The sequence below is a fragment of the Shewanella sp. MF05956 genome (assembly GCF_059758055.1).
Map to the genome: position 1 here is coordinate 17,587 of NZ_JCAYNV010000007.1, position 25,890 is coordinate 43,476.

Annotated in this window: 23 protein-coding genes; 15 read left to right on the forward strand and 8 right to left on the reverse strand. The window is 43.8% G+C overall.

The genetic code is table 11. The annotated features are described in order from the left end of the window. A complete protein-coding gene (locus AC19MX_RS09115) occupies positions 1-1,944 on the reverse strand; it encodes a MacB family efflux pump subunit (protein WP_432400246.1) in 1,944 nt (647 codons plus the stop codon). A 3-nt stretch (positions 1,945-1,947) separates the two neighbouring features. Further along, on the reverse strand, positions 1,948-3,141 hold the full coding sequence (locus AC19MX_RS09120; protein ID WP_432400245.1) for an efflux RND transporter periplasmic adaptor subunit: 1,194 nt from the start codon (positions 3,139-3,141) through the stop codon (positions 1,948-1,950). Between the two features lie 602 nt (positions 3,142-3,743). Here AC19MX_RS09120 and AC19MX_RS09125 point away from each other — a divergent pair. Together AC19MX_RS09125 and AC19MX_RS09130 are read left to right on the forward strand one after the other, a co-directional pair. Further along, entirely contained in the window at positions 3,744-4,553 is an 810-nt protein-coding gene (locus AC19MX_RS09125; protein WP_432400244.1) for a RecX family transcriptional regulator, read from the forward strand. 329 nt (positions 4,554-4,882) lie between these two features. Then, entirely contained in the window at positions 4,883-5,758 is an 876-nt protein-coding gene (locus AC19MX_RS09130; protein ID WP_432400243.1) for a DMT family transporter, read from the forward strand. A gap of 259 nt (positions 5,759-6,017) precedes the next feature. Here AC19MX_RS09130 and AC19MX_RS09135 read toward each other — a convergent pair whose 3' ends face one another. Next, on the reverse strand, positions 6,018-6,866 hold the full coding sequence (locus AC19MX_RS09135) for a mechanosensitive ion channel family protein (protein WP_432400356.1): 849 nt from the start codon (positions 6,864-6,866) through the stop codon (positions 6,018-6,020). Between the two features lie 404 nt (positions 6,867-7,270). Between AC19MX_RS09135 and hyaA the strand changes: the two genes are divergently transcribed. The 12 genes from hyaA (at position 7,271) to AC19MX_RS09195 (ending at position 19,682) form a co-directional block, all read left to right on the forward strand. Further along, positions 7,271-8,407 (forward strand): nickel-dependent hydrogenase small subunit, encoded by a 1,137-nt coding sequence (hyaA, locus tag AC19MX_RS09140; RefSeq protein ID WP_432400242.1) that lies wholly within the window; start codon positions 7,271-7,273, stop codon positions 8,405-8,407. Between the two features lie 2 nt (positions 8,408-8,409). Next, entirely contained in the window at positions 8,410-10,113 is a 1,704-nt protein-coding gene (gene hyaB, locus AC19MX_RS09145) for a nickel-dependent hydrogenase large subunit (RefSeq protein WP_432400241.1), read from the forward strand. Between the two features lie 30 nt (positions 10,114-10,143). Next, positions 10,144-10,812: a Ni/Fe-hydrogenase, b-type cytochrome subunit gene (cybH, locus tag AC19MX_RS09150; protein WP_432400240.1), complete on the forward strand. Its 669-nt coding sequence runs from the start codon at positions 10,144-10,146 to the stop codon at positions 10,810-10,812. Between the two features lie 15 nt (positions 10,813-10,827). Continuing rightward, positions 10,828-11,382 (forward strand): HyaD/HybD family hydrogenase maturation endopeptidase, encoded by a 555-nt coding sequence (locus AC19MX_RS09155; RefSeq protein WP_432400239.1) that lies wholly within the window; start codon positions 10,828-10,830, stop codon positions 11,380-11,382. Next, the gene (locus AC19MX_RS09160) at positions 11,369-13,327 is read left to right on the forward strand and encodes a NiFe hydrogenase (protein ID WP_432400238.1); all 1,959 of its coding nucleotides are present in this window, start codon (positions 11,369-11,371) and stop codon (positions 13,325-13,327) included. The genes AC19MX_RS09155 and AC19MX_RS09160 overlap by 14 nt, the downstream gene beginning before the upstream one ends. Positions 13,328-13,364: 37 nt before the next feature. After that, positions 13,365-15,803 carry a carbamoyltransferase HypF gene (hypF, locus tag AC19MX_RS09165; RefSeq protein WP_432400237.1) on the forward strand — a complete coding sequence of 813 codons (2,439 nt, stop codon included), beginning with the start codon at positions 13,365-13,367 and terminating at the stop codon, positions 15,801-15,803. A gap of 159 nt (positions 15,804-15,962) precedes the next feature. Next, positions 15,963-16,715, forward strand: a complete 753-nt coding sequence (hypB, locus tag AC19MX_RS09170) for a hydrogenase nickel incorporation protein HypB (protein ID WP_432400236.1) — start codon at positions 15,963-15,965, stop codon at positions 16,713-16,715. Positions 16,716-16,717: 2 nt separating this feature from the next. Continuing rightward, entirely contained in the window at positions 16,718-16,957 is a 240-nt protein-coding gene (locus AC19MX_RS09175) for a HypC/HybG/HupF family hydrogenase formation chaperone (RefSeq protein WP_432400235.1), read from the forward strand. Continuing rightward, positions 16,957-18,084: a hydrogenase formation protein HypD gene (gene hypD / locus AC19MX_RS09180; protein ID WP_432400355.1), complete on the forward strand. Its 1,128-nt coding sequence runs from the start codon at positions 16,957-16,959 to the stop codon at positions 18,082-18,084. The genes AC19MX_RS09175 and hypD overlap by 1 nt, the downstream gene beginning before the upstream one ends. Next, positions 18,074-19,081: a hydrogenase expression/formation protein HypE gene (gene hypE, locus AC19MX_RS09185; RefSeq protein ID WP_432400234.1), complete on the forward strand. Its 1,008-nt coding sequence runs from the start codon at positions 18,074-18,076 to the stop codon at positions 19,079-19,081. Before hypD ends, hypE begins: the two co-directional genes overlap by 11 nt. Continuing rightward, the gene (locus AC19MX_RS09190) at positions 19,081-19,425 is read left to right on the forward strand and encodes a hydrogenase maturation nickel metallochaperone HypA/HybF (protein WP_432400233.1); all 345 of its coding nucleotides are present in this window, start codon (positions 19,081-19,083) and stop codon (positions 19,423-19,425) included. Before hypE ends, AC19MX_RS09190 begins: the two co-directional genes overlap by 1 nt. 92 nt (positions 19,426-19,517) lie before the next feature. Beyond that, positions 19,518-19,682 carry a hypothetical protein gene (locus tag AC19MX_RS09195; RefSeq protein ID WP_432400232.1) on the forward strand — a complete coding sequence of 55 codons (165 nt, stop codon included), beginning with the start codon at positions 19,518-19,520 and terminating at the stop codon, positions 19,680-19,682. A gap of 96 nt (positions 19,683-19,778) precedes the next feature. Here the strand turns inward: AC19MX_RS09195 and AC19MX_RS09200 are convergent, their stop codons facing one another. Next, entirely contained in the window at positions 19,779-21,536 is a 1,758-nt protein-coding gene (locus tag AC19MX_RS09200) for an acyl-CoA dehydrogenase C-terminal domain-containing protein (protein WP_432400231.1), read from the reverse strand. Between the two features lie 198 nt (positions 21,537-21,734). Here AC19MX_RS09200 and AC19MX_RS09205 point away from each other — a divergent pair, with 198 nt between their 5' ends. Then, positions 21,735-22,715 (forward strand): hypothetical protein, encoded by a 981-nt coding sequence (locus AC19MX_RS09205; protein WP_498297758.1) that lies wholly within the window; start codon positions 21,735-21,737, stop codon positions 22,713-22,715. 144 nt (positions 22,716-22,859) lie between these two features. Here the strand turns inward: AC19MX_RS09205 and ruvB are convergent, their stop codons facing one another. The 4 genes from ruvB to AC19MX_RS09225 are packed head-to-tail and all read right to left on the reverse strand — an operon-like array spanning position 22,860 to position 25,779. Next, positions 22,860-23,864, reverse strand: a complete 1,005-nt coding sequence (gene ruvB / locus AC19MX_RS09210; RefSeq protein WP_432400229.1) for a Holliday junction branch migration DNA helicase RuvB — start codon at positions 23,862-23,864, stop codon at positions 22,860-22,862. Positions 23,865-23,897: 33 nt separating this feature from the next. Beyond that, positions 23,898-24,515 carry a Holliday junction branch migration protein RuvA gene (gene ruvA, locus AC19MX_RS09215; protein ID WP_432400228.1) on the reverse strand — a complete coding sequence of 206 codons (618 nt, stop codon included), beginning with the start codon at positions 24,513-24,515 and terminating at the stop codon, positions 23,898-23,900. Further along, entirely contained in the window at positions 24,512-25,030 is a 519-nt protein-coding gene (gene ruvC / locus AC19MX_RS09220) for a crossover junction endodeoxyribonuclease RuvC (RefSeq protein ID WP_432400227.1), read from the reverse strand. Before ruvC ends, ruvA begins: the two co-directional genes overlap by 4 nt. Further along, positions 25,027-25,779, reverse strand: a complete 753-nt coding sequence (locus AC19MX_RS09225; RefSeq protein WP_432400226.1) for a YebC/PmpR family DNA-binding transcriptional regulator — start codon at positions 25,777-25,779, stop codon at positions 25,027-25,029. The genes ruvC and AC19MX_RS09225 overlap by 4 nt, the downstream gene beginning before the upstream one ends. Between the last annotated feature and the right edge of the window lie 111 nt (positions 25,780-25,890).

Below are 25,890 nucleotides of genomic sequence, written 5' to 3' on the forward strand. Positions count from 1 at the left end.
TTATTCTCTCGCTAAAGCATCTACAGGGTCGAGTTGTGCGGCATTGCGGGCCGGTAAAAAGCCAAACAAAATACCAATTAAGGTTGAACAGGCAAACGCAGCGACAATCGATGCTGTAGAGTAAATCATTTGAAAACTCCCCCCGCTAATGGCAAATATTTGGCCAATTAAGTAGGCAAGCCCGATCCCAACAGCACCACCACACAAACACACCAAAACAGCCTCAATTAAAAATTGAAGTAATATATCGCTTTGCCTTGCTCCCACGGCCATACGCACACCGATTTCTCGAGTACGTTCGGTAACAGACACCAACATAATGTTCATTACTCCAATACCACCTACAATAAGCGAAATCACTGCAATTGCTGAAATCAGTAGTGTCATAGTTTGCGAGGTTTTTTCGATACTTTCTCGAATTGTATCCGTATTAATGGTGTAAAAGTCTTCTGTTCCATGGCGCATTTTTAATAATGCAATTATGCCTTGCTCTGCAGCACTACTTGACGCTGATTCATTGATCCTCACAGTAATACTGTCAAGATATTGTTGACCGACCATACGAGCAGATACCGTTGTATAAGGTACCCAAACATTGAGTGAGTCACTGCTACCAAACGCACTTTCTTGGGGTTTGGTTACACCAATTATACGAACCGGTAAGTCATTGAGAAAAATCACTTCACCGATGGCTGAACTATCAGAAAACAACGACTTACGTGTATTATCGTCAATCACCGCTTGCTGTGCCATGTCAGTTTCGCTGGTGTCATCCCAAAATTGGCCGTCCGCTAATGAATATCCACGTACTCTAAAGTAGTCAACCCCCACACCACTGAAACTCGCTGAAACGGCTTGATTGCCATAACGAATAGTGCCCGCGCTACTAATTGAAGGTGTCACACTGTCAACATAGGGCAATACTTTAAGTGATTCACTGTCTTGAGCCGTTAAGGTTCTGATTTTGGCCGCAAGTCTGTCGCCAAAACCGCTACCAGATCGAACATCGATAGTGTTAGTTCCCATCGCGCTGATATTTTCAAGCACGGATTTTTGCGAACCTGCTCCAAGTGCCACCACAGAAACCACAGATGCAATACCAATAATAATGCCAAGCATGGTTAAAAAAGTACGTAATCGATGCGATAACATGGCGATTAATGCCATTTTAAAGGCTTCGATGTAACGGTCCCAGTTTAACCATGAGGTAATGGTCGTGCTTACCTCTGGCAACACTTTATGTGTTGTTGACTGGTTATTTTCAACATCACGAATAATAACACCATCTTTAAGTTCAATTATTCGGTCAGCAAAATTGGCAACGTCCATGTCGTGGGTCACTAAGATAATAGTGTGACCATCTTGATGAAGCTCTTGCAGCAAGTTCATCATCTCTTTACCGCTATGGCTATCAAGTGCCCCCGTGGGCTCGTCGGCTAAGATAACGTCGCCACCATTCATCAGTGCTCGCGCCACACTGACACGTTGTTGCTGCCCGCCACTGAGTTGGCCGGGTTTATGGTCAAGTCGATCAGCAAGGCCTAAACGAGACAATAAACCTTTGGCACGTTCGGTGCGCTGTTTTTTATCTTTACCGGCATAAATTGCGGGGATTTCAACGTTACCGACGGCATCAAGATCGCCCAATAAATGATAACGCTGAAAGATAAAACCAAAATGTTCGCGGCGTAATTGCGCTAATTGGTCAGCATCCATGGTGGAAGTATCTTGGCCATTAATGAAATATTGACCTTTAGACGGTTTGTCTAAACAGCCTAAAATATTCATTAAGGTGGATTTTCCCGAACCAGAGGCACCTACGATGGCCACCATTTCGCCGCGTTTAATGTCGAGATTAATGTCATTGAGTACGGTGAGTTGTTGCTCGCCCGCACTAAAAGAGCGGTAAACACCTGAGATATTAAGTAAAGAAGATTCATTCATAACTTAAAATCCCATCGGTGAACGGCGATTGCCTCTACGGGCACTAACAGTATCGGTTGAACCTCCTGTTCCGAGTATAATTTGATCGCCTTCTTCAAGCCCTTCCGTAATTTCAGCATTCACTTTATTGTTGATCCCAACAGTGACATTACGATATTCAATTTCATCATTAACTAAAACCGGTACTCTAAAGCCAGGTCTTTTGCCATGATTAGGTTGCAGTATTTGCGATGGCACTAAAATCACATCTTCGCCCTGCTCAAGAATAATAGAGACTTGCGCGGTCATACCAATACGCAAAATACCATCAGGGTTTTCTACATCAAACAGCCCATTATAATAAATAGCATCTGTATCACTTGAGGTCATGTTGCTATCGTCGCCATCCATAATGGTCGGCCCTGGTTCAATGGCGCGTAAGGTTGCGTTGAAGCGTTTTTGTGGCTGACCCAAAATGGTAAAGTAGACCGCTTGCCCTGGCTTAACTTTAATCACATCGGCTTCAGAAATTTTTGCTTTTACCGTCATTTTAGTTAAGTCAGCTAGCTCAACGATGGTTGGAGTTGATTGAGTTGAGTTAACAGTTTGCCCCACTGTGACAGCGGTATAGACCACCATGCCGTCCATTGGGGCTTTAATTGTGGTATAGCCAAGGTTTAGTTGTGCGCTTTCTACACTGAGTTTGACCTGTTCTTGTTGAGCCTTTAGCTGGTCGAGTTCAGCTAGATATACCAATAGCGTAGCTTGTGCTGACTCATAATCTGCTTTTGAGCTCGCATTGTCGGCTAACATCGATTTTTGGCGATTAAATTCTTGTTGAGCTAGGTTTATCTGCGCTTGCTTTGCTCGGTATTGAGCTTCATTACTTGTGAGTGAGGCAATGGCTTCTTTCAATTTATTTTGCTGAGTTAAACTGTCAATTTGAGCAATTAACTCACCTTGTTTTACCTGCTGGCCTAGTGCGACAGGTAAATTGATAATTTGGCCAGAAGCCTGCGCGCCTACACTCACGAATTTAGACGCTTGAAGCATGCCGTTAGCCAACACACTGCTTTCAATATTGCCACGTTGGACCGACTCTGTCGCATAATTAGGCGCAGAGCTATCGCTGTCAAAAACAAAATATGCACCGCCTGCGATAATGAGTATTATGACAACGATCAGGAGAGTCAGTTTTTTTATACTGGTTTTTTTCATTTTTTAATTACATCCACAGATACAACAATAAAAGTGAGTATGTTAATTAATCATGTTGTACAACATGGTTAAATGACAATAAGTTATCTTGGTATTTAAAGGTAGAAAAGGTTAACGCTCAAAGTGATGCTTCAATTTTTAAGTATTTAACACACTAGCTAATGAATCATTTTACATGGGGTGCTGTAAAACTATGTCATCGCAATGTAATTTAATGTAAACACCTATATGACAACATTTTTAATCTATAAAAGTGAGTGATTGCTTGCCAAGTATCTTCGACGCCTTAACCTTCCTTAACCCATTATTAAGCAAAATAAATGTTCAACGTTAATTGTTGGTATTAAATAAATTGCAATCAACTGGAGTGTAAGTTTCGTTGCACCCAGATAATTTAATCCACAGCTTAGGGATTGTTCAATTTAGCATTGGCGCTTTAGCCAGCAGCATGTGGTTTATGGCTAAAAACAAAGCTTTCGTTGTTGATCATCTTACAACACCATAAGCATGAGTGAGATGAGGAGCCGATTTGCATCTATGCTGTGGCCACATTCTGCTAGAATGTGGTTAAATTAACTATCACTCTATAATTACACACCATTATGCAGCGCCCGCCACTTCGACAAGCCAAAACTATCGATAATGTATTCAACAGTGCGTATTGGCACCTTGGACAACAAGATTTCACCATTAATGAAATCCGCAATAAACTTGAGCGCAAAACGGACAATCAGCAATGGATTGATACGGTATTAGCCAGGTTGATAGAAGGTGGCTATTTAAAACAAGACACTGAATTTGCCATCCGTTATTGCGAGTTAGCGTTTAGCAATGAAATAGGTGCTGGTGCGATAAAACGTAAGTTACAACAGCGAGGCATTGCGATGGCAGAAATAGATAGCGCCATCGAACATGTTATGCATGCACAAAATGTCGACCCATTGGAAATGGCGAGCGCGAGATTACAAAGCAAATTTGAACACTTTGATACCACCAGCAAAGAGAAAGTCTACGCGCAAATGACCACCAAAGGATTTTCGCGATCAGAAATTGATCACGCCTTAGCCCAACATCCCGAGCGTGATGGCTTGCGATCAAAATTGGCCATCAAAGCAGACAAAGCCGATTTGAGCAGAGAAATCATTAAGCTGTTTAATAAAGGCAAAGGTAAAACCCTGATTTTGCAAGAACTCAAACAACGGCTGATTGATGTGACTGAGTTTGAAGAAACCGTGTATCAACTTAGCCTATCTGATGACATTGATTTTTACCTAAGCTGTAAAAACGAGCTGGCTAAAAAACGCTATAACCTGGCTGATTACAAAGAAAAATCGAAAGCCTACGCTTATTTGTCACGTAAGGGCTTTAGCAGTGATGAGATTAAAGAAGCGATGGTGATTGACGATGAATAATCATTATAAAAGCCTAACGCCATGACCTGCCTGTTACGATAATTTGATTAGTATCGATAACAAAAAATGATTAAATTGATAAGTTATCATACTTTAACAGTCTCATTTATTGGGTGTAAAATATCAGAAGTTCAAAAAACGTTCACGATCTCACCCTGCTTAACCGATTACCCTGAATATAGCCCAAGTTAATAAGGCAATGAAAATAAGCGACTCATGTGAGTCGCTTATCGATATTTTAGCTATCACTAAATCAGACGTATTTGCTACTATTGACCACTGTTTATTGGCATATTGCAAAAGCCTGCCTGTGTATTGGAAGTCATATTGTGTTAAACAAACCATCTTACCGTGGCGAGCTGTTTATTTTACTGTCGACAATCTTGGCCGGTGTGGGGTGGATCGCCTCTAAACTGGTGATTTTAGAAGTGCCTGGTGTCAGCTTTGTCACGGCGCGCTTTTTACTCGCCAGTATTATTTTATTACCCTTTTGCTATAAACAAGTCTTCGCCCTAAGGCTCAAACAAGTATTGTCGCTTTGTGCTGTGGGAGTGGTACTGGCCGCCTCAATTGAGGTATGGGTGTATGCTATTTCAATTTCTAATACATTGTCTGTAGGTGCATTTATCATGAGCCTGGCCATGATTATTGCACCGTTTATTTCATGGATTCTTTTTAAAATCAGGCCTCCACGTATTTTCTGGCTCACCTTACCCGTAACATGCATTGGCATTATGTTACTCACCTTAACTAACGGTTGGGTGGTTGAAAAAAGCCAATGGTTTTTCTTGTTATCGTCGGCATTATTGTCGCTGCATTTTGTATTGAACAAACAGGTGTTGAATAAGGCTAAACCGCTCACTTCAATTTGCGTGCAACTGTTTATGATAGGCGTTGTAGGCTTGATTTTAATGCTGATTGTTAATCCTGAAAGCGTCGAGTTAAATAGTCATATTGTGTTTTGGTTTGCAGTGTCGACACTCATCGCCACCTGTTTACGTTACTTAGCGCAAACCGTGGGACAATTTAGCGTTAAGATAGAAAAAGCATCATTGATTATGATCCTTGAACCCATCTGGACGTTATTGCTCTCTGTCAGTTTGCTCGGTGAAGTCGTTGAACCACAAAAGCTGATTGGCGGCGGGATAATTTTGTTGTCACTGTTTATCTATATCAAATTTGCGAAAAAGACCCCTACTCAATAACTTGTTTTGCTTTACCACTTTTATTGCCTAAAAATGAAAACGGGTATGCATGAGTTAATCATACATACCCGCTGAATTTTCCTGGGTTATTTGTCAAAGCGATTAGCCTGAGTTATTAACCAGAACTATTAACCTGAGCTATTAACCAGAGCGATTAACCTGAGCGATTAACCTGAGCGATTAACCTGAGCGATTAACCAGAGTTATTAGCTTGAGTGACTCACCTTTGCTATTAGCGTGATGTGATTTCCATGACGACCTAGCCTTTAGGTTGTGCGTGAAACCGTTGCTGGAACGCTTCCATAAAATCTTGTCTTATTTGGTAATCTAATTCGATTGCCCGCTCTGTTGGGCAAAAAATCATGATATTGACGTTTTGTTCACCCGTAGCGCCACTGGTAACGTGAATATGCGGTTCGCTACCGGGTAAATCTACACCGGCATGCTTTTCTATCACGCCATTGTAACGACGAGCGACTTCGATAAAGTCTTCACAGTAACCGTCAATTTTGGTGGTTAATTCAGGGAACAAAGGATACAGATTGACAAATTCTGCAACGGTAATAGTGATATGGTGATACACATATCGCTTCATAAAGTTATGATTTTTAACGGCATAAGTAAAAAACATGCTGTTGGGTAATGTGGCCGTTTTACCCGTAAAATGGTATTGGCCATTTTCTAAATCAATTTCTTGGATAACGGTCGCCATTAAATTATGTTCAATAACCTGGCCATAAATATTGCCCACTTCAATCCAATCACCGATGACAAACGACCGTGAACTCGCGCGTTGTATTGAGCCGGTAAAACACAAAATGATTTCTTTAGATGCAATCACAAACGCGATGGCGATGGCGGTTACCGACAGGGCAAATTTGCTCACCTCAGTTTGCCAAAGCATGAACAAAATCATGATGGTTAGAATGAAAATGCCATTTTTGGTACGCGACATCCATTTGCGCTGCACGTCTGACAAAAAGGCGACATCACCGCGTATGGTTGAAATGATGAATTGTTTAATCAATGAGATAAGCACAATGATCAATGCGGTGAATAATAATTTGTGATTGAGAAGAAAATCGATGGCTAACATTATTTTATCTATCAAACCTACTACCTATTTGTGCTTGTTTTATACGTGTCATTGGATCGTTATCGATACAAGCCGACACTTTAGGGTTAATACCCTGAGAAAACAAGGTTAATGGTGGATAACTTAACCTCGTGCAACTCTTCGAAACAATATCAATTCAAATTGAGTGAATAAAACTTGGCTAACAAGTGCGCGATCACAGTATTGAATATTTTCTAATTGAGACAATTTGTCCGCTTTGATTTTTGTTAACTTGATCAACATCATGAATTCGACGTAATTACCATACTTATGGTAAGGGGATTTCTCACAATTTGATTTACATCAAGGTGGATTTTTAACCGAGTTTTAATATTGATACTGATGGAATGCAACTATTTATTAGCCCCGCGCTAAATTAAGCAGAAGGTATCAACATGGACACACATGCAGCCCTTTATAAGCAAGGCCAAGAGCGCCTTGACTATTTACGCCAATTTGCCCAGCGTCAGCCCAAGACATTACAACAAAAAATGGCCGACATTGGCATATCTCGCCGAGACTTCATTAAGTGGACCGCTTCGGTCACCGCAATGTTTGCCTTGCCCTTACCCTTTAGTAATTTGGTCGCTGAAGCCGCTGAGTTAGCCGACAGAGTGCCGTTAATTTGGCTGCACTTGGCTGAATGTACCGGTTGCTCTGAATCGCTCATTCGCACCGACTCCCCTAACCTCGACAGCCTTATTTTTGATCATATCTCGCTTGAGTATCACGAAACCTTAATGGCCGCCTCGGGTTGGCAAGCTGAAGAAAACCTTGAGCATGCACTTGAAACCTATAAAGGCCGTTACTTACTCGCCGTTGAAGGCGCGGTACCAACCGCCAATAACGGCGCGTATTTAACCGTGGGCTGTAAAGGCCACACCGGATTACACATTGTTAAAGAAGCCGCTGAAAATGCTGCCGCAATTATTTCGGTCGGCACTTGCGCTGCATTTGGTGGCGTACAAGCTGCGGCGCCAAACCCTACGGGCGCAAAAGGCGTGCATGAAGTGGTCAATAAAACCGTGATTAACCTGGGCGGTTGTCCACCCAGCGAAAAGAACATTGTGGGTACGTTAATGTATTTCATTATGTTTGGTAAGTTACCTGCACTGGACATGTTTAATCGTCCTAAATGGGCTTATGGCGCACGGGTGCATGACAACTGCGAACGTCGTGGCCGCTTTGATGCCGGTGAGTTTGTTGAAGAGTTTGGCGATGAAGGTGCCAAAGAAGGTTACTGCTTATACAAAGTGGGTTGTAAAGGCCCATATACCTATAACAATTGCCCGACAGAACGTTTTAATCATCACACCAGTTGGCCGGTATTAGCGGGTCACGGCTGTATGGGCTGTTCTGAACCGAATTTTTGGGATGACATGGCGGACTTTGAAAAACCGCTAGGACGTCAACTTTTACATGGCATTGATGCCACCGCAGACACTATTGGAGCGGTCATTTTAGGTGCGACCGTTGTTGGTATTGGCGCCCATGCAGTTGCTAGCGTATTTGCTAAGCCTTTGGAGGATTAATCATGAGTAAACGTGTCGTAATCGACCCTATCACCCGTATCGAAGGCCATTTACGCGTAGAAGTGGAAGTGGATGACAATAATGTCATCACTAAAGCCTGGTCATCATCGACCTTGTGGCGCGGTATTGAAGTGATATTAAAAGGTCGCACACCTATGGATGTGGGCTTAATTGTTCAGCGTATTTGTGGCGTGTGTACCTATTCGCATTATCGCTGTGGTACAGAAGCGGTTGAGAATGCCCTCGGCGTTAAAATCCCGCTGAATGCAAAATACTTACGCAGTTTGATGCAATCATCTTTGTATATGCATGATCATATTGTGCATTTTTATCATTTACACGGATTAGATTGGGTTGATGTGGTCTCGGCCTTAAGTGCCGACCCCGCTCTTGCAGCCAAAGTGGCAATGAATTATTCAGACGCCCCGATTGCAGCCGGTGAAGGTGAATTAAAAGCGGTACAAGCAAGAGTAAAAGGCTTAGTAGAAACCGGCAAGCTGGGCCCCTTTGCCAATGCATATTGGGGTAATGGCACGTATCGTTTTAGCCCTGAGCAAAACTTAATTGCGTTATCGCATTATTTGAAAGCGTTAGAAGTACAACGTGTGGCAGCCGAAATGCTCGCCATATTTGGCGGAAAATCGCCCCATCCGCAGTCTATTGTGGTGGGCGGTGTCACTTCAGTGCGCGACATGTTAAGCCCGGCTCGTTTACAAGAATGGAAACAAAAACACGCAATAGTACAAGACTTTATTGAGCGCGCATACCAGGCAGATATTGTTATGGCGGCTGAAGCCTTTGGCACCGAAGCCAGTGTACTTGGCGGCGTGAATGTGAACAGCTTCTTGTGTGGCGATGACTTTATCATGGCTGACGGTGAATTCTTGTTTAATCAAGGGGTCATCATCAAAGGTGATTTAGCCAATGTGATGGACATAGACCCAGACCTTATTCGCGAAGATGTAACCCACGCCTGGTATAAAGCTGACGGTCCACAACATCCTTATGAAGGTACCACCATTCCTGATTACACAGGGTTTGTGGAACGCGACACGGTTTACGGCAAATTACCCACCTTAGACGGTGACGGAAAATACTCGTGGGTTAAGTCACCTCGTTATCAAGACGAGCCGGTAGAAGTGGGCCCACTTGCCTGTTTATTAGTGAACTACGCTCGTGGTAATCAAACCGTGGTAAATGCAGTTGATGGCTTACTGGCTCGCACTGGTCTGCCATTAGATGCGCTGTTTACCACTTTGGGTCGCACCGCTGCACGCATGTTGCAAACTGTGTTAGTCGGTCAAGCCAGTTTAACTACTTTTGATGCCCTGTTGACCAATATTCAATCTGACGAATCGACCTACGTCAAACCAGAAATTGACTCAAGCAAAGTCTACGAAGGTTATTCGATGATTGAAGCGCCGCGCGGCATGTTAAGTCACTGGATCCGCATTAAAGATGGCAAGGTTGAAAACTATCAAGCAGTGGTACCGACGACCTGGAATGCTGGCCCTGTCGATGCTAATGGCAAAATGGGACCTTATGAAGCATCACTTATTGGCCTAAAACTGGAAGATCCAACCAGGCCACTTGAGGTGATCCGTATTATCCACTCGTTTGACCCTTGTATGGCGTGTTCTGTCCACGTGATGGATTACAAAAAACACACTTTAGGTCAATTTAAAATTGATCCAAATGGGTTCTAATTAAGGTGATGGATTAGGAGGGACAACAGTATGGAACATATCGCAACCCATAATCGGCAGCTGATATTTACGCCAGCGATTCGAATATTTCACTGGCTTAGGGCATTGGCTATTTTGGTATTAGTGATCACCGGGTTTTATATCTCGTGGCCATTTTTAGTGGCGCCTGAAAGCACTGATGTATTGGTACAAGGTTGGATCCGCTTTGCCCATATCATTTTTGGCTTTTTGTTAACCAGTATTACCTTAGTGCGTTTTTACTTGTTTTTCTTTAGTCGTATTGACCATGAAAGACGTTCATTTAAAGATGTGCTATCGCCTCGAAGTTGGATTAAGCAAGTAAAGTCTTATTTTTGGATGGGCAGTTTACACAAAGCTGGGGTTTACGGGCCATTACAATTTATGACCTATGTGGCCATTTCGTTTGTCGCTTTGATTATGTGTATCACTGGCTTAGTGCTGTACGCCAATGTGTATCATTTGGGTATTGGCGGAATGTTAGGTGATGTATCGGCCTGGATAACTGGCCTGTGTGGTGGTTTAGCCCCCTTGCGGATTTACCATCACTACTTAACATGGGCGTTCGTCATCTTTGTGGTGATCCATATGTATATGGCGGTGTGGTCTGGTATTCGCTTTAAGCATAATTCAGTCGATTCGATTGTGTCTGGTTATGACTATCACAAAGTTCATAAATAAGGTGAATCTATTATTGTGAAGAAAATATTGCTGTTAGGTATAGGCAATGTATTGTACGCCGACGAGGGTGTCGGCGTACATTTTGTCAATTATATCAAAGATAAATATCAATTTAACCACGTGCAATATCAACTGGATATTATGGATGGTGGCACCCTGGCACAGGGGCTTATTCCTATAATCTGTCAGTATGATCATTTAATCGTGGTGGATACCGTCAATAGCGTGGGCGTCGGCCCCGGTGAAGTTTACTTTTTTGATTTTGACCATGCGCCAGCCGAAATAGACTGGCAAGGCAGTGCCCACGAAGTGGAAATGCTGCAAACTCTCAATATGATGGACATTGTTGGCGACCGGCCACACACCTTTGTGTTAGGCGTAACACCAACCGTTATTGAACCTATGGTGCTCGGGCTCACCACTCACCTGCTTAACGCAATCCCTACCATGGAAAAAGCGTTACTCGCGCACATCACATCCCTTGGCTTTACCTATGACTGTGTGGCTGATATTGCTATCGGCCAAGTGATCCCCGACGCCTATAAGCGAGGTTGCTATGTCGATGCATAACCTTAGGTTCGATTTTATCTGTCAGCGTCCTGTGCCGTTATATGAGCACTTATGTAATGACTATCTTCAACGTACTGAACTGGCCATATCGATTGGCATGGAGCATCAACAAGATAACGATTCGATTTGTTATTTTATAGAAGCGTATGCAACCCAGGCTGAACTTGAAGCATTAGCGGATGATATCGCGAGTGATTTTTTATTGTCAGTTTGGCTGCAAAAAACTGAAATAAAACGTATTAATCATAAAACTGGCCAAACTAACCCGTTTGACGTTAAACAACATCAAGGTTTACCGCTGTACTTTTGTCAGCATTGTCAGCCTCAATTTGGCGATAATCAGCATCCCCATTTTGGCGACATTAACTTCGCGTGTGAACACTGCAAAGGCCATTACAAGTTAAGCCGCGAGTTAAAATCATTAACCCATTTAGACATCGCCGCAATGGCCAATAATTTACTGAGCGAAAAAACCTTAACGTTACCTATGCTCGGTATCACCCTGGCGCTCTCGCCCAGTGACAAGCAAGCCCAGTACCAAAGGCCGCGGATATTAGTGTGTAATCCTAATTCGCTTAACAGCCAATTTTGCGTCACCGACAGCCAGGTATTGGCGTTGTCCAGCATCGAAAAACCGCTGTTACGTGTTAGGCCTTGTAGCGATCACCCTAGCCTGCATGCGCCTTTGTACGAGATCCAATTTGCTGAAAACCGTTTATTGGTGATATTAACAGAAATGCTTCGTCAAAAAGGCGTGCACTGGTTGTATGTTAACCAGGACACCGTAGACAATACCAAAATGGATCTGCCTTTACGCTTAGCCAGTATCAACCATTACTGGTTACCCATAACCAACTTAACCGATGGTAATATACCGCTACCCAATAACTTAACCTGCTTACACGACGAAAATAATTACAAGACAAGTCAATACAAGTTTTTGGTTAAAAGCACTAAACGCCTGCTTGAATGGCATGTGGTGAGGTTACCCAAACTCTCTCAGACTAAACTCTCTCAGGCTAAACTGTCTCTTACTAAACAAGCACAGGATAAACCCGCCATTGCCTTAATGGAGCCTGAACATCACAACACGCTTGAACATGCCATTGATAAGGGCGAACCAGGCGAAGACATCAGTAACAGCTTATGTGCGTTATCTGCGGGTTTATTACGTCACCATAGCAACGAACATCATACTAAAGCACAGTTTGTGAAAAATGCGGCGATATTGTATTTCAATAAACACCACCCCAGTCAAATTGTCACCGTAGATGGACACAGTGATGCCGAGTTATTTTTTGAACTGCCTATGCTGCCAGGCAGTGGTTACGAGGTGTGTCACAGTTTGTCGGACTCACCGCAAAAGAATGTACTCGATAAATTTAAGCAATTGCACCCGCGAGAATACAATCAATTACTGGATTTACAGCTGTTGCCAAGCGATGGTGCATTGAGTCAATTAATGGCTGTCGCGGCATTAATTATTGGCGCCGGCCCAAGCCAGGACAAACACAGCCAACAAAAATGCGTAAGTGAGCTAGCCGATAAATTTATCGCGCTCGCAATGTCTTACCAGGGCAATAATGCGCCACGAATTGATTTTCCGTTAACTAAAGGCATGGCACACCGTAGCCTTAACTGGTGTAAAACCTTAGGTTCATTGATGAGCTTTAAATTGGCTGGTGATACCAATTTAGCCAAGCTTGCTTTTGCGTTCCATGATTCGTTTGCCGATTACTTAAGCCACTGGATTGAGCATGTCGATCAAAACATCGGGATTAAGCAACTCGTGGTCGCCGGTAATGAATTTGCAAACCCGGTATTGGCAGAACGAGTACAGCTGCGCATTGGTAAAAACTTTCCGCTGGTGGTCAATCCGTTACTCGATCTTGATGGGGTTAATATTGCAATTGGTGGCCTATATCTCAAACAACGTCGTGGATAAACGCTAAAATAGCACTGAATTTAACTGCGGAATGTGAATGAAAACAGTGCAGCAAGTGATCATTGTGGTGAAAGGAATTGTACAAGGGGTCGGATTTAGGCCCTTTGTTTATCGCATGGCCAAAGAGCTCAATTTGCTTGGCACTGTACTCAATAATCATCTTGGTGTGACCATTGAATTACAAGGCGATGAAGCCACCATTAACGCCTTTATAGCAACCTTACAGCACAGCCCACCACCTCTTGCCCGCATCGATTCCATTGAACAAAACCCTATCTCAACACTGTCTGCGTTTAGTGAATTTAGTATTATTGAAAGCCAGACATTAGCGGGCGAACATGCCAATGTGGCCATATCGGCCGACAAAAGTATTTGCCAGGATTGTGTAGACGAAATACAAGACCCCAGTAATCGACACTATCAATATCCCTTCACTAACTGCACCAATTGCGGCCCGCGCTACACCATCATTAAGACGTTACCCTACGACCGCTGTAACACGGCCATGTCGGGTTTTGATATGTGCGTGCATTGCCGAAATGCTTATACTAATCCGCTCGATCGCCGCTACCATGCGCAACCTGTCAGTTGCCCACAATGTGGGCCACAGTTGCAATTAAGCATATTAAATCCCACATTCAGCGGATTAAATAATGGCGATGCATTAGCGCAAACAGCGGAGCTAATAAACCGTGGGGCCATTGTGGCCATTAAGGGGTTAGGCGGGTTTCATTTAGTGTGCGATGCAAGTAATGATGTCGCGGTACGCGAGCTGCGTAAACGCAAACAACGCCCAGCTAAGCCTCTTGCGATTATGGTCAAAGACCTTAGTCAGGCACATGAGTGTGTCTATGGAAATGACACTGAGTGGACGGTGCTAAACAGTGCAGAAAAGCCGATCACCTTGATGTACAAACACACCCAAAATTCACTGGGCTTAAGTGAACAGTTAGCGCCAGGGATTCATAGGCTCGGGGTATTTTTGCCTTATACACCGCTACACCACTTGCTGATGAACAAATTAGATAACCCAATCGTCGCCACTAGCGCTAATCGCAATGGTGAGCCCATTATTGGCAATAAAGCAGAAATCGAACATCATTTAGGCCATGTGGTTGATGCCATATTGGATCATAATCGAGCGATTATTAACGCCTGTGACGACAGTGTCGTACAGGTGATTGACCAGCAATTGCAAGTGATCCGTTTAGCTCGAGGCTACGCGCCATTAACCATTAATATTTCAGATCCCGCAACAATTAATGCTGACACACATTCGATATTAGCCGTGGGGGCACAGCAAAAAAACGCGGTCGCTTTTGGGGTTGATCATTGCATGATGTTATCGCCGCACATTGGTGATTTGTTTAGCCTTGAAGCACAGCAATACTTTCATCAAAGCTTAGCCACGTTTAAGCGATTATATGATTTTAGCCCGAGTCATATTATCCATGATAAACACCCGCAATATGCGCCAAGCCAATGGGCAATGGACTACCAACAGCGCCATTCGATGCCAGCCGAACAATGCGTGGGCATTCAGCATCATTATGCTCACGTATTAGCGGTGATGGCGGTGCATCAACAGACGGCACCTGTGTTTGGTGTGAGCTTTGATGGAACGGGGTTAGGCGACGACGGCGTGTTATGGGGCAGCGAAGTGATGCTCGCCGATATTAACGGTTTTACTACCCTAGCCCATTTTAGTGAGTTCAAATTAATCGGCGGTGAGCAAGCTATTAAACAGCCAGTGCGCATTTTGTTGGCACTGTTATTTGAACAATTATCGCTTGAGCAAGTGTTGGCATTGCCCATTAAGGCAATCATTAGTTTAGGCAAGCAAACCGTGACCAATTTGCACCGATTATGGCGCAACAACAGTCATTGTATTGCGTGTCGTTCGGTTGGGCGCTTGTTTGATGCATTGGCTGTCGGGCTTAATTTACTTGAACATAATGACTATGAAGGCCAGGCCGGCATGATGATTGAAACCGCGGCTAATCAATATTTACAACTACACACAGCCAAAGACAGTGGGATTCATAATGCATTAAAAAGGATTAGCTTATCGCAACATCCCGCCTCTACAGCGCAAGACAGCCAGGTTATTCAATGGCATAGCAGTCAATTTATTACTCAACTGGTGCTAACAGCGCATCAACAAGATTCCGCGTTAACAACACCTTACCTCACTCATCAACTATGCTGGCAATTTATGGCTGAAATAGCAGATAAGATTGATAGTGTCGCTGAAGATTATCGTGACTACCCGCAAGTATTTTGTGGCGGCGTATTTCAAAATAAAACCTTACTCGGTCAATGTTTAACCCTAAGTAAACGCGCTAATCATCAGGTATTAACCAGCCAACATGTACCCATTAATGACGGCGGCATTGCACTTGGCCAATTGTGGTATGGCGTACATTTATTTTTGCCTAAAACATCAACAAATTCAGCAGAGACATCGCTTACTTGAGGGCATTATTTTTACTGTTAACGCTGTGGCGCAGATCACATTATCGCGCAGATACTGCGCTTGTTCTCTTTGTTTTTATCAAAAGCTGACGTGCATCAAAGAATCGTTCTCTAACTTAACCGACACTAGCTAAAAGATAAGTCATATTAGGGAAAAAACATGTGCAAAGATTGCGGTTGTTCTATCACACACGATCATGCTGATCATCAGCATACTCATGGCGAACATCATCACAGCCAACTTCACAGTAATCCTCAATTAAACGACAAGAAAACCTTAGCGGTTATTCATAAAATATTGGATAAAAATGATGTTGAAGCGCAGCATAACCGTGATCATTTTAAGTCCCATCATGTCACGGCATTTAATTTGATGAGTAGCCCTGGCAGTGGGAAAACCACACTGCTCGAACATTTACCACAATACCTTGAACAACAATACGCTGTGATTGAAGGCGATTTAGAAACCTCACGCGATGCAGACCGCTTAATCGCTAAAGGGATTAATGCCTACCAAATTCAAACCGGCTCAGCTTGTCACTTAGATGCCTTTATGGTGCATGGGGCGTTGCATCACATCGACCTTAATCCTATCGATATTTGTTTTGTTGAGAACGTCGGCAATTTAGTGTGCCCAGCCAGTTATGATGTCGGCACTCATAAAAATATCGTCTTGTTGTCGGTGCCAGAAGGCGACGATAAAATCGAGAAGTATCCGGTGATGTTTCGCCGCGCTGACGTGGTCGTCATTACCAAATCTGATCTGTTGCCCCACTTTGATTTTAGTATTGAACAAGCCAAACAACAGTTACACAAACTCAACCCTAGCGTTGAACTCTTCGTTTTGTCAGTGAAAAATCCTGACTCAATGAAAACCTTTGCTCATTGGATTACCCATAATCTGGAGCATTAATTATGTGCTTATCCGTTCCTTCAAAAGTTGTTGAAATACATGATGATGCAAGCATTACTGTCGATACGCTAGGCGTAAGGCGTCGAGTTAGCAGTCATTTAATGGCTGAACCATTAGCATTAGGAGACTTTGTACTTATCCATATTGGTTTTGTAATGAATAAAATTGATGAGAAAGATGCGCAACTCAGTCTTGATTTATACCAAGAGATTGTTGAAAAAATGCAAATGGAGTCAATGTGATGCTCACCCTTAATGACTTTTATCAAGGATTTCGAGATCCGAAAACCATTGGTCATTTAGCGGCGCTTATCAAACAAACTGCCGCTAAAACCAATCAACAAATCAATATAATGGAAGTGTGTGGCGGCCATACCCACACCATTATGAAATACGGTTTATTGCAATTACTGCCTGACAATATTCGCTTTATACATGGTCCAGGTTGCCCTGTGTGCGTGATGCCCAAAGAGCGTATTGACCATGCTGCGGTACTCGCAAGTCAGGACAATGTCATTTTAGTCACCCTGGGTGACATGATCCGTGTGCCCGGTTCAATGGGCAGTTTGGCGCAGTTTCGATCCAAAGGCTGCGACATTAGGCCTATTTACGACCCACTTGATACGTTAACCATTGCTCGAGATAACCCGGATAAAACCGTGATCTTTTTTGCCATTGGCTTTGAAACCTCAACGCCAATGACCGCAGCATTAATTGCCCAGGCTGAAGCACAAAACATCCCTAACCTGCTGTTTCATATCAATCATGTGTTAGTGCCTCCTGCAATTGATGCGGTGATGGCCGACAGCCGCGCCCAGGTAAATGCGTTTATTGGCCCGGCACATGTGAGCGTCATCAGCGGCGCTAAAATCTATCAAGCTGCGGTCGACACTTACCACACACCTGTTGTCGTGTCAGGCTTTGAGCCTGTAGATGTGATGGAGTCTATTTTACGCATTGTGAAACAAAAAGTGGCTGGCGAAGCCGTTTTAGACAATCAATACAGCCGCTCGGTGACCTATGACGGCAACCTGGCTGCGCAACAGCTCGTCGATACCTATTTTACCGTGCGTGATAGCTTTCGCTGGCGCGGTTTAGGCCCAATCGCCAAATCTGCACTGGCCTTAAAACCTGAATATCAGCATCGCGATGCAGAGCGCATCTATGTTGACGTATTACCCACAACCGAAATTGATGATCATAAGGCGTGTCAGTGCGGCGATATCTTACGGGGATTAGCCAATCCCAAAGACTGCAAAGTGTTTGGCCGAGGGTGTACACCGCAAACGCCTTTAGGCAGTTGTATGGTGAGCTCAGAAGGCGCTTGTAACGCTTATTATCGCTATGGAGAGGTGCAACATGCCAACTAAAAAGACCGTGCAACTAAGCCATGGTGGTGGCGGTAAAGAAATGAATCAATTAATCACCGATTTATTTTTTACAGCATTTAATAACCCAATCTTAGCCTCACAAGAAGACGCGGCCAAGTTGAACATGTGTGGCCATATTGCCTTCACCACTGACTCGTTTACCGTATCGCCGTTATTTTTTGCTGGTGGCGATATAGGCAAATTAGCTGTCGCAGGTACGGTGAATGATCTGGCCATGATGGCTGCGCAACCAGAATACTTAAGTTGCAGCTTTATTATTGAAGAGGGCTTTGCCATCGATGACCTCAAAACCATCGTTAATAGCATGGCTGAAGAGTTACATAAATCGGGAGCAAGAATTGTCTGCGGTGACACCAAGGTGGTACCAAAAGGCTGTGCTGATGGCTTATTTATCAATACCTCAGGGATCGGACGCATTCTCAATCCCGACATTTCAGCACGGAATTTACAGATTGGTGATGCCATTATTGTCTCTAGAGACATAGGCCGACATGGCGCGGCAATATTAATGGCCCGTGATGGCCTAACCCTTGAGTCTTCCCTGTGCAGTGACTGCGATACCCTATGGCCTATTGTTGAACAGCTATTGGCTGCCAATGTTAAAGTCCACGCCATGCGCGATGCGACCCGTGGCGGAATTTCAGCAGTATTAAATGAATGGGCGGCGGCTTCAAACGTGGGTATTACCGTCGATGAAGCTCATATTCCAGTCTGTGATGAAGTCAAAGGCTTGTGCGAGCTATTTGGTTTTGAACCCTATGATTTAGCCAACGAAGGCACCTTTTTATTGTCGGTACCTAAAGACATTGCCGAGGGTGTCATTGAAGTGATGCAACGTTACGGCCATTGCGAGCAAGCAGCCATTATTGGTCATGTGACTGACAATCAAATAGGCAAAGTGATTTTAAACACCCCGTGGGGCAGCAGCCGTTATTTAGATTTACCTCAGGGTGAATTACTCCCCAGGATTTGTTAATGCACGAATATTCGATAGTCATGTCGTTAATGGAACAATGTGAAGCACTTGCCTTGCAAAACAATGCCAAAGGCATTGAGCAAGTCGAACTTAAAATTGGTATTTTGAGCGGTGTTGAACCGGCTTTACTGGCTCAGGCTTTCGATACGTTTAAGTTGGAAACGGTATGCCATAACGCCAAGCTAATCATGAATATTCAGCCATTAGTGTTGCAGTGCCGCGATTGCGATAAACAGTCGCAGGTTGATGAACGCACCATTATCTGCCCAATTTGTGGTGGCAATAACACCTTAGTGACGGACGGTGAAGACATGATGCTAATGCAATTGATTTTAGAGACATAAAGACGGGTTTATAAGCGACTCACGCGACACAGAACAAGTAATGTTAAAACACACAATAACGACAAAAGTGAACACAATAAAAGGACCACACCATGAAATACTTATCACTTGCCTTTATCCTTGCCGCTACTCCATCTCTTGCTATGGCACATGAGGGACACGGCGGTGTTGGATTATTTCATCACTTAATGGATCTGTCGCCTGCCATTGCACTGGTTGCGATTGTGGCGTTTATCTATTGGAAACGCAGCAAATAAATACCGCTATTAGCAACATGCAGAACGCCATAAGTACAAAAGCCTTCCATTACTAATGGAAGGCTTATTGTGTTGTCTATTATCCACGAAAGTGGTTTAGAACATCTCTGCTGGCATGGCCATAATAGACTTATCACCTTGATTAACTTGTGATAAGTGGTATTGAGACTTAGACAATAACTTGTCCATATAAAAATCGGCTACATACTGCTTTTGCGCTGCAAAGGTCGAGTCTTCATGGCTTGAAGCTTTATCGGCCATTAATAACCAGAAGTAGCCATAAAGTGCATAACCAAACGCATCTAAGAAATCAACGGCACATGAATTCACTAGTGCTGGTTGGGTTTTCTTATTGTCATTGATGTAATTGGCTGTCACTAATAACTCAGCAAATACCGCACTCACCTTAGCTTTATGTTCAGGGTTCGCTTGAGTTAATTCAACAAGACTGGCATTCACTTCAGCAACAAATTCAGTCAAGGTGGCCACATTATCGTAAGTGATTTTACGGCCTAAAAAGTCAATGGCTTGAATACCATTAGTACCTTCGTAAATTTGGGCAATACGGGTATCACGCACAAACTGCTCGATACCTGTTTCACGAATATAACCATGACCACCAAACACTTGCTGACCCATTACGGTTGAATCTAAGCCGCGATCGGTTAAAAACGCTTTTGAAACTGGCGTAAGTAAACCCACATAACGCGCCGCTTTTGCTTGCACATCGCCGCTGGCGTACTTGGCTAAATCCAGTTGCTTACCGGTATACACTGACAACGCGCGCCCAGCTTCAGTCATGGCGCGAATCGTGAGTAACATACGACGCACATCGCCATGGACAATAATAGGATCAGACACTGCGCCAGTTGCAGAACCCGCTGCAGCAACGCCTTGTAAACGCTCTTTGGCGTAATCGCTGGCCATTTGATAAGCGGCTTGACCGTTACCTAAGCCTTGTAAACCAATGGCTAAACGCTCGTAGTTCATCATGGTGAACATGCACACTAAACCACGATCTGGCTCACCGACTAAGAAACCTTTGGCATTATCATAATTCATGACACATGTGGCAGACGCTTTAAGGCCCATTTTGTGCTCAATTGAACCCACAGTAACGCCGTTGGCATCACCTAGGCTACCGTCAGCATTAACACTGATTTTTGGCACGAGGAATAACGAAATCCCTTTCGAGTTTGGCAGTTTAGCCAGAACTAAGTGAATGACGTTTTCAGTTAAATCCTGGTCGCCGCCGGTAATGAAAATCTTGTTGCCGGTAATAGAATAACTGCCATCATCTAAAGGCTCTGCTTTAGTACGAATACCTTTAAGATCAGAACCGGCATGTGGCTCGGTCATGTCCATTGCGCCAGCCCATTGGCCAGAATATAAATTCGGTAAGTAAGTTTGCTTTAATTCATCGTTTGCGTGCGCATGAATACACAATGCTGCGCCGGCTGTTAGCGAGTTGTAAAGTGTGAAAGAGTTACAGGTGCTGTAGCCCATTTCGTCAACCAACACGCCTAACATTTTAGGCATGCCCATGCCGCCAAACTCAGCTTCGCCGCATAAACCTACCCAACCGCCTTCGGCAAATTGGTTATAGGCTTCTTTAAAACCATCTGGGGTAATAATGTTATTGCCACTGTGAACCACGCCCTGTTCATCGCCATTACGGTTTAAAGGTTGCAGTAGATCACGGCTAATTTTGGCTGATTCATCTAAAATGGCCAATGCTGTATCCATGTCAACAGTCTCTGCCATTGCAGGAAGTTGTTCCCACGTTGTAGGCGCATCAAAAACCTGTTCTAACAAGAATTGCATGTCTTTTAATGGGGCTTGATATGGGTACATAAAGTTCTCTTAAACGAATAATTAAAACAGTTGTTTTAATTTATACTAAAGCGTAACAAAATGGAATGGTTTTTTAACCAAATACCAATCCGCATTAAATAAGTGTGACCTTTTACGATTTCATTAAGTTATTCGACATTAGCCCAGATCAATGAGTTACAATTGCTCGCTCAGCAGTGTCATTGAGCTTAAGCGATAATGAACACGCCATCATGTCGAAACGTTAAAAGTGAACTTGAAATAATGCCTTCTTCTGATAACCCCGTCGCAACTGAATCGCAAAATATTCTGCCTTACCAAAACGTGACCATTATTGGTAATGGTCAAGGAGAGTGGCAACCTGCCATAGAGGGTCACACCTTTGTGTTTAATGCGACCCAACATCAAGCGCCCAATGTGATCAATATTTGCAATGGACCTTATGCTGAATCAAGTCATGCCTTTGTCGTCAGCAACGGCCCTGATAATGGCCAATTAGTATCATTATTAACGCAAGTTGCAGAGACACTTAACTCGCAACTTAAATGTTGGCCATCTTCGGGGTTAGTGACCAGCTTTTTAATGACAATAGTCGCAGCACAAGTATCCGTACAACGTATGTCGTTAATGCCATCATTAAGGCGTTCATCATCATTGGCAGCTGATGAGTATTTACCTTGCATGGTGCATAATTGGCTTGGGGAACGTCGTCTTGCATTAGGTTTAACCTTAACGCATAACACTATTGTGTGGCCGGAGTTGTTAATCGATCAAGCTAGCATTCCTGCAGAGCTTGATACCCGAGTTGAGCAACCTGATATCAATCCATTTGCAGTGTTATTGAGTGATTATGTGCGTCGCAGTAAACGAGATACTCAGCCAGCATTTAGCTTGGCTACGGCGCAATCGTTAGCATTACAAGTCACCACTGAGCGCCCTGCACAGCCCGATTTACAATACGCGCTGTTAGCTGCGTTGAGCAATTTACCCAGCGTGCATTGGTTATCGTATGCGACTCAAGATGATTTAATCACCGCTGAAGCCCTTTTTTATAATGAGACCCCGCAAACTCAAGCCAGTTATTGGTATTTAGTGGATTACCAGGCCTCACAGTTTTTGGATAACATTCGCCATCATTTAGCGTACTGCCAGCAAGTCTTTGCGTTAACGGCAAAACCCACGGCAGAAAACGAATCGTAACCTGTATTGATGAACGGTCACAACTAAGTGAGCTCAACTCGGGTTAATACCATTTTGCTTTATTCAGTGATAACTCAGCGAGAATTTAAAAGGGCTTAAATAAGGCGTATGACTGAATGAATAGTGGTTCTTTTTCGAAGTCATCTACTCTGGCTTAACCATACTAAAATGGTCATACGCCCGTTGCGTTGCAATTCGGCCTCTTGGCGTGCGTTGAATAAAGCCTTGTTGAATTAAAAACGGCTCAAGTACATCTTCAATCGTTTCTCTGTCTTCGCCAATGGCTGCAGCAACGTTATCTAATCCTACTGGGCCGCCCATAAACTTATCGATAATCGCTAATAAGAGTTTACGGTCTAAGTAATCAAAACCTTGTTCATCAACATCAAGTAAATCAAGGGCATATTCAGCAACTTCTTGAGTCACAATGCCGTCATGTTTAACTTCAGCATAATCGCGAACACGGCGCAGTAACCGGTTAGCAATACGTGGCGTGCCGCGTGAACGGGTAGCAATTTCGATTGCACCTTGATGATCAATTTCTAATCCCATCACTTTGGCAGAACGAGTCACAATGGTGGTGAGATCTTTAACATTATAAAATTCTAACCGTAGAGGAATGCCAAAACGCGCCCGCAGTGGTGAAGTTAACGCTCCAGCTCGAGTTGTAGCGCCGACTAACGTAAATGCCGGTAAATCGAGTTTAATGGAACGTGCAGCGGGGCCTTCACCAATCATAATGTCGAGTTGGTAATCTTCCATTGCGGGATACAGAATTTCTTCTACGACGGGGCTTAATCGGTGAATTTCATCAATAAAGAGAACATCGCCTTGTTCAAGGTTGGTTAATAACGCCGCTAAGTCACCCGCTTTTTCAAGCACGGGACCTGATGTCGATTTAATATTCACGCCCATTTCATTCGCCACAATCATAGCTAACGTGGTTTTACCTAAACCTGGCGGGCCAAAAATAAGCATATGATCTAATGCTTCACCTCGATTGATTGCCGCTTGAATAAACACTTTAAGCTGGGCGCGAGTATCGTCCTGCCCGGTGTACTCATCCAACATTTTCGGTCGCATTGCACGGTCAATTTGTTCATCTTGACCTTGTACTTGCGGTTGGATCAGGCGATCAGCTTCAATCATTATGTAGATACCCTAGTCTGTATATTCAACGTGTTATAACATCGACTTTAATGCCGCTTTAATCAGCGTTTCAGAACTCATGCCATCAGCATATGCCGCAGAAACCGCTTTACTGGCCTGGGCGGGTTTATAGCCTAATGACAATAACGCTGATATGGCATCTTCTTCTGCACTGTCTGCAACTGGTGTTGGTTTATAGTTGCTTTGCAACATAAATTCACGTTCCGACCCAACAGAAGCTTCAAGCAAGCTTTTGAGTTTGTCGCGCATTTCAATCACTAAACGTTCAGCAGTTTTCTTACCTACGCCCGGTAACTTCACTAACGTCACAATATCGTCACGTTCAACACAAGAGACAAACTCTGAAGCGGTCATTCCCGACAAAATAGTTAACGCCAATTTAGGACCTACTCCGTTGGTTTTAATCAATAACCGAAATAATGCCCGTTCTTGTTTGGTAATAAAGCCATACAGTAGCTGCGCGTCTTCACGCACAACGAAGTGAGTGAACAACATCACCTGCTGATTAAGTTCGGGGAGTTCATAAAAACTGGTCATGGGCACTTGTAACTCATAACCCACACCATTTACGTCTAGCACCACTTCAGGTGCTTGTTTTTCCGCTAATATCCCACTGAGTCGACCAATCATTTGTATCTTCCGTAAGTTCTGCTACTCGCCTTACCGCCCATAGCAATAAGACTTTGATAAGTATGAAAATGACACACTGCGACCCCTAACGCATCCGCTGCATCTGCTTGTGGCGCGGCGGGCAATTTTAACAGTTGTTTTATCATGTGCTGTACTTGTGTTTTTTGAGCACGTCCGGTACCCACTACGGCACTCTTAATTTGGGTCGCGCTGTATTCGGCCACCGGTAAATTAGCGCAGGTAGCAGCAACAATGGCGGCGCCACGTGCCTGACCCAGTTTTAATGCCGAGTCGGCATTTTTTGCCATAAAAACTCGCTCAATCGCAAATTCATTAGGCTGATATTGGGTAATAATTTCGCTTAAACCTGCATAAATCTGCTGTAAGCGCTGGGGTAAATCATCGGCCGAGGTGCGGATACACCCACTGCCTAAATAAATTTGTTGTCTACCATGGCATTGGATCACGCCATAACCGGTAATACGTGAGCCGGGATCGACCCCTAATATGATCATAGATTATCTAATGCTTCCATGACGTCATCTGAAATCTCAGCGTTATGATATACCTCTTGTACATCATCGTGATCTTCTAACATGTCAATTAATCGTAAAAATTTCTCTGCGGTATCGATATCTAATTCCGCTTTAATTGAAGCAACCATGGTCACTTCTGCGTTAACAGCTTCAAGTTCGCCACTGTCGAGTGCATCTTTTACTTTGCCAAATGTTTCTGGGCTGGTAAATACATCCATTGCACCGTCATCATGAGTAACCACATCTTCAGCGCCCGCTTCTAGCGCTAGCTCCATCAATGTGTCTTCATCAGTATCATTGTTGTATGAAATCACACCTGATTTGGTAAATAAATACGCCACTGAACCGTCGGTACCTAAATTGCCACCCGATTTATTAAAGGCATTACGTACACCAGATACTGTCCGGTTACGATTATCTGTCATGGTTTCGACCATCACGGCAGTTCCGCCTGGGCCATAGCCCTCATAAATGATGGTTTCAAGTTGTTGGCCGTCGACTTCACCTGCGCCACGTTTAATGGCACGCTCTACGGTGTCGCGAGTCATGTTATTTGATAAGGCTTTATCGATGGCGGCGCGTAATCTTGGATTCGCATCGGGGTCTGAGCCACCTTCTCGAGCCGCAACGGTGAGTTCACGGATAAATTTAGTAAATAATTTACCACGCTTAGCGTCTTGGGCTGCTTTGCGGTGTTTAATGTTGGCCCATTTACTGTGTCCTGCCATATTAAGCTCCCTTTTCGTTCAAGTACAAAATCATACTTGTAAAAAACAGACCGAGGCAGCAGCCTCGGTATGTGGTGCCCTTTAAGAGCGAGTGAAGTTGAACATTAAAAA

Excerpts from the sequence above, each read along its gene's own strand:
- AC19MX_RS09115 (WP_432400246.1), bottom strand. The coding sequence starts at position 1,944 with ATGAATGAATCTTCTTTACTTAATATCTCAGGTGTTTACCGCTCTTTT.
- AC19MX_RS09120 (WP_432400245.1), bottom strand. The coding sequence starts at position 3,141 with ATGAAAAAAACCAGTATAAAAAAACTGACTCTCCTGATCGTTGTCATA.
- AC19MX_RS09125 (WP_432400244.1), top strand. The coding sequence starts at position 3,744 with ATGCAGCGCCCGCCACTTCGACAAGCCAAAACTATCGATAATGTATTC.
- hyaA (WP_432400242.1), top strand. The coding sequence starts at position 7,271 with ATGGACACACATGCAGCCCTTTATAAGCAAGGCCAAGAGCGCCTTGAC.
- hyaB (WP_432400241.1), top strand. The coding sequence starts at position 8,410 with ATGAGTAAACGTGTCGTAATCGACCCTATCACCCGTATCGAAGGCCAT.
- cybH (WP_432400240.1), top strand. The coding sequence starts at position 10,144 with ATGGAACATATCGCAACCCATAATCGGCAGCTGATATTTACGCCAGCG.
- AC19MX_RS09160 (WP_432400238.1), top strand. The coding sequence starts at position 11,369 with ATGTCGATGCATAACCTTAGGTTCGATTTTATCTGTCAGCGTCCTGTG.
- hypF (WP_432400237.1), top strand. The coding sequence starts at position 13,365 with ATGAAAACAGTGCAGCAAGTGATCATTGTGGTGAAAGGAATTGTACAA.
- hypB (WP_432400236.1), top strand. The coding sequence starts at position 15,963 with ATGTGCAAAGATTGCGGTTGTTCTATCACACACGATCATGCTGATCAT.
- AC19MX_RS09175 (WP_432400235.1), top strand. The coding sequence starts at position 16,718 with ATGTGCTTATCCGTTCCTTCAAAAGTTGTTGAAATACATGATGATGCA.
- hypD (WP_432400355.1), top strand. The coding sequence starts at position 16,957 with ATGCTCACCCTTAATGACTTTTATCAAGGATTTCGAGATCCGAAAACC.
- hypE (WP_432400234.1), top strand. The coding sequence starts at position 18,074 with ATGCCAACTAAAAAGACCGTGCAACTAAGCCATGGTGGTGGCGGTAAA.
- AC19MX_RS09190 (WP_432400233.1), top strand. The coding sequence starts at position 19,081 with ATGCACGAATATTCGATAGTCATGTCGTTAATGGAACAATGTGAAGCA.
- AC19MX_RS09195 (WP_432400232.1), top strand. The coding sequence starts at position 19,518 with ATGAAATACTTATCACTTGCCTTTATCCTTGCCGCTACTCCATCTCTT.
- AC19MX_RS09200 (WP_432400231.1), bottom strand. The coding sequence starts at position 21,536 with ATGTACCCATATCAAGCCCCATTAAAAGACATGCAATTCTTGTTAGAA.
- AC19MX_RS09205 (WP_498297758.1), top strand. The coding sequence starts at position 21,735 with ATGAACACGCCATCATGTCGAAACGTTAAAAGTGAACTTGAAATAATG.
- ruvB (WP_432400229.1), bottom strand. The coding sequence starts at position 23,864 with ATGATTGAAGCTGATCGCCTGATCCAACCGCAAGTACAAGGTCAAGAT.
- ruvA (WP_432400228.1), bottom strand. The coding sequence starts at position 24,515 with ATGATTGGTCGACTCAGTGGGATATTAGCGGAAAAACAAGCACCTGAA.
- ruvC (WP_432400227.1), bottom strand. The coding sequence starts at position 25,030 with ATGATCATATTAGGGGTCGATCCCGGCTCACGTATTACCGGTTATGGC.
- AC19MX_RS09225 (WP_432400226.1), bottom strand. The coding sequence starts at position 25,779 with ATGGCAGGACACAGTAAATGGGCCAACATTAAACACCGCAAAGCAGCC.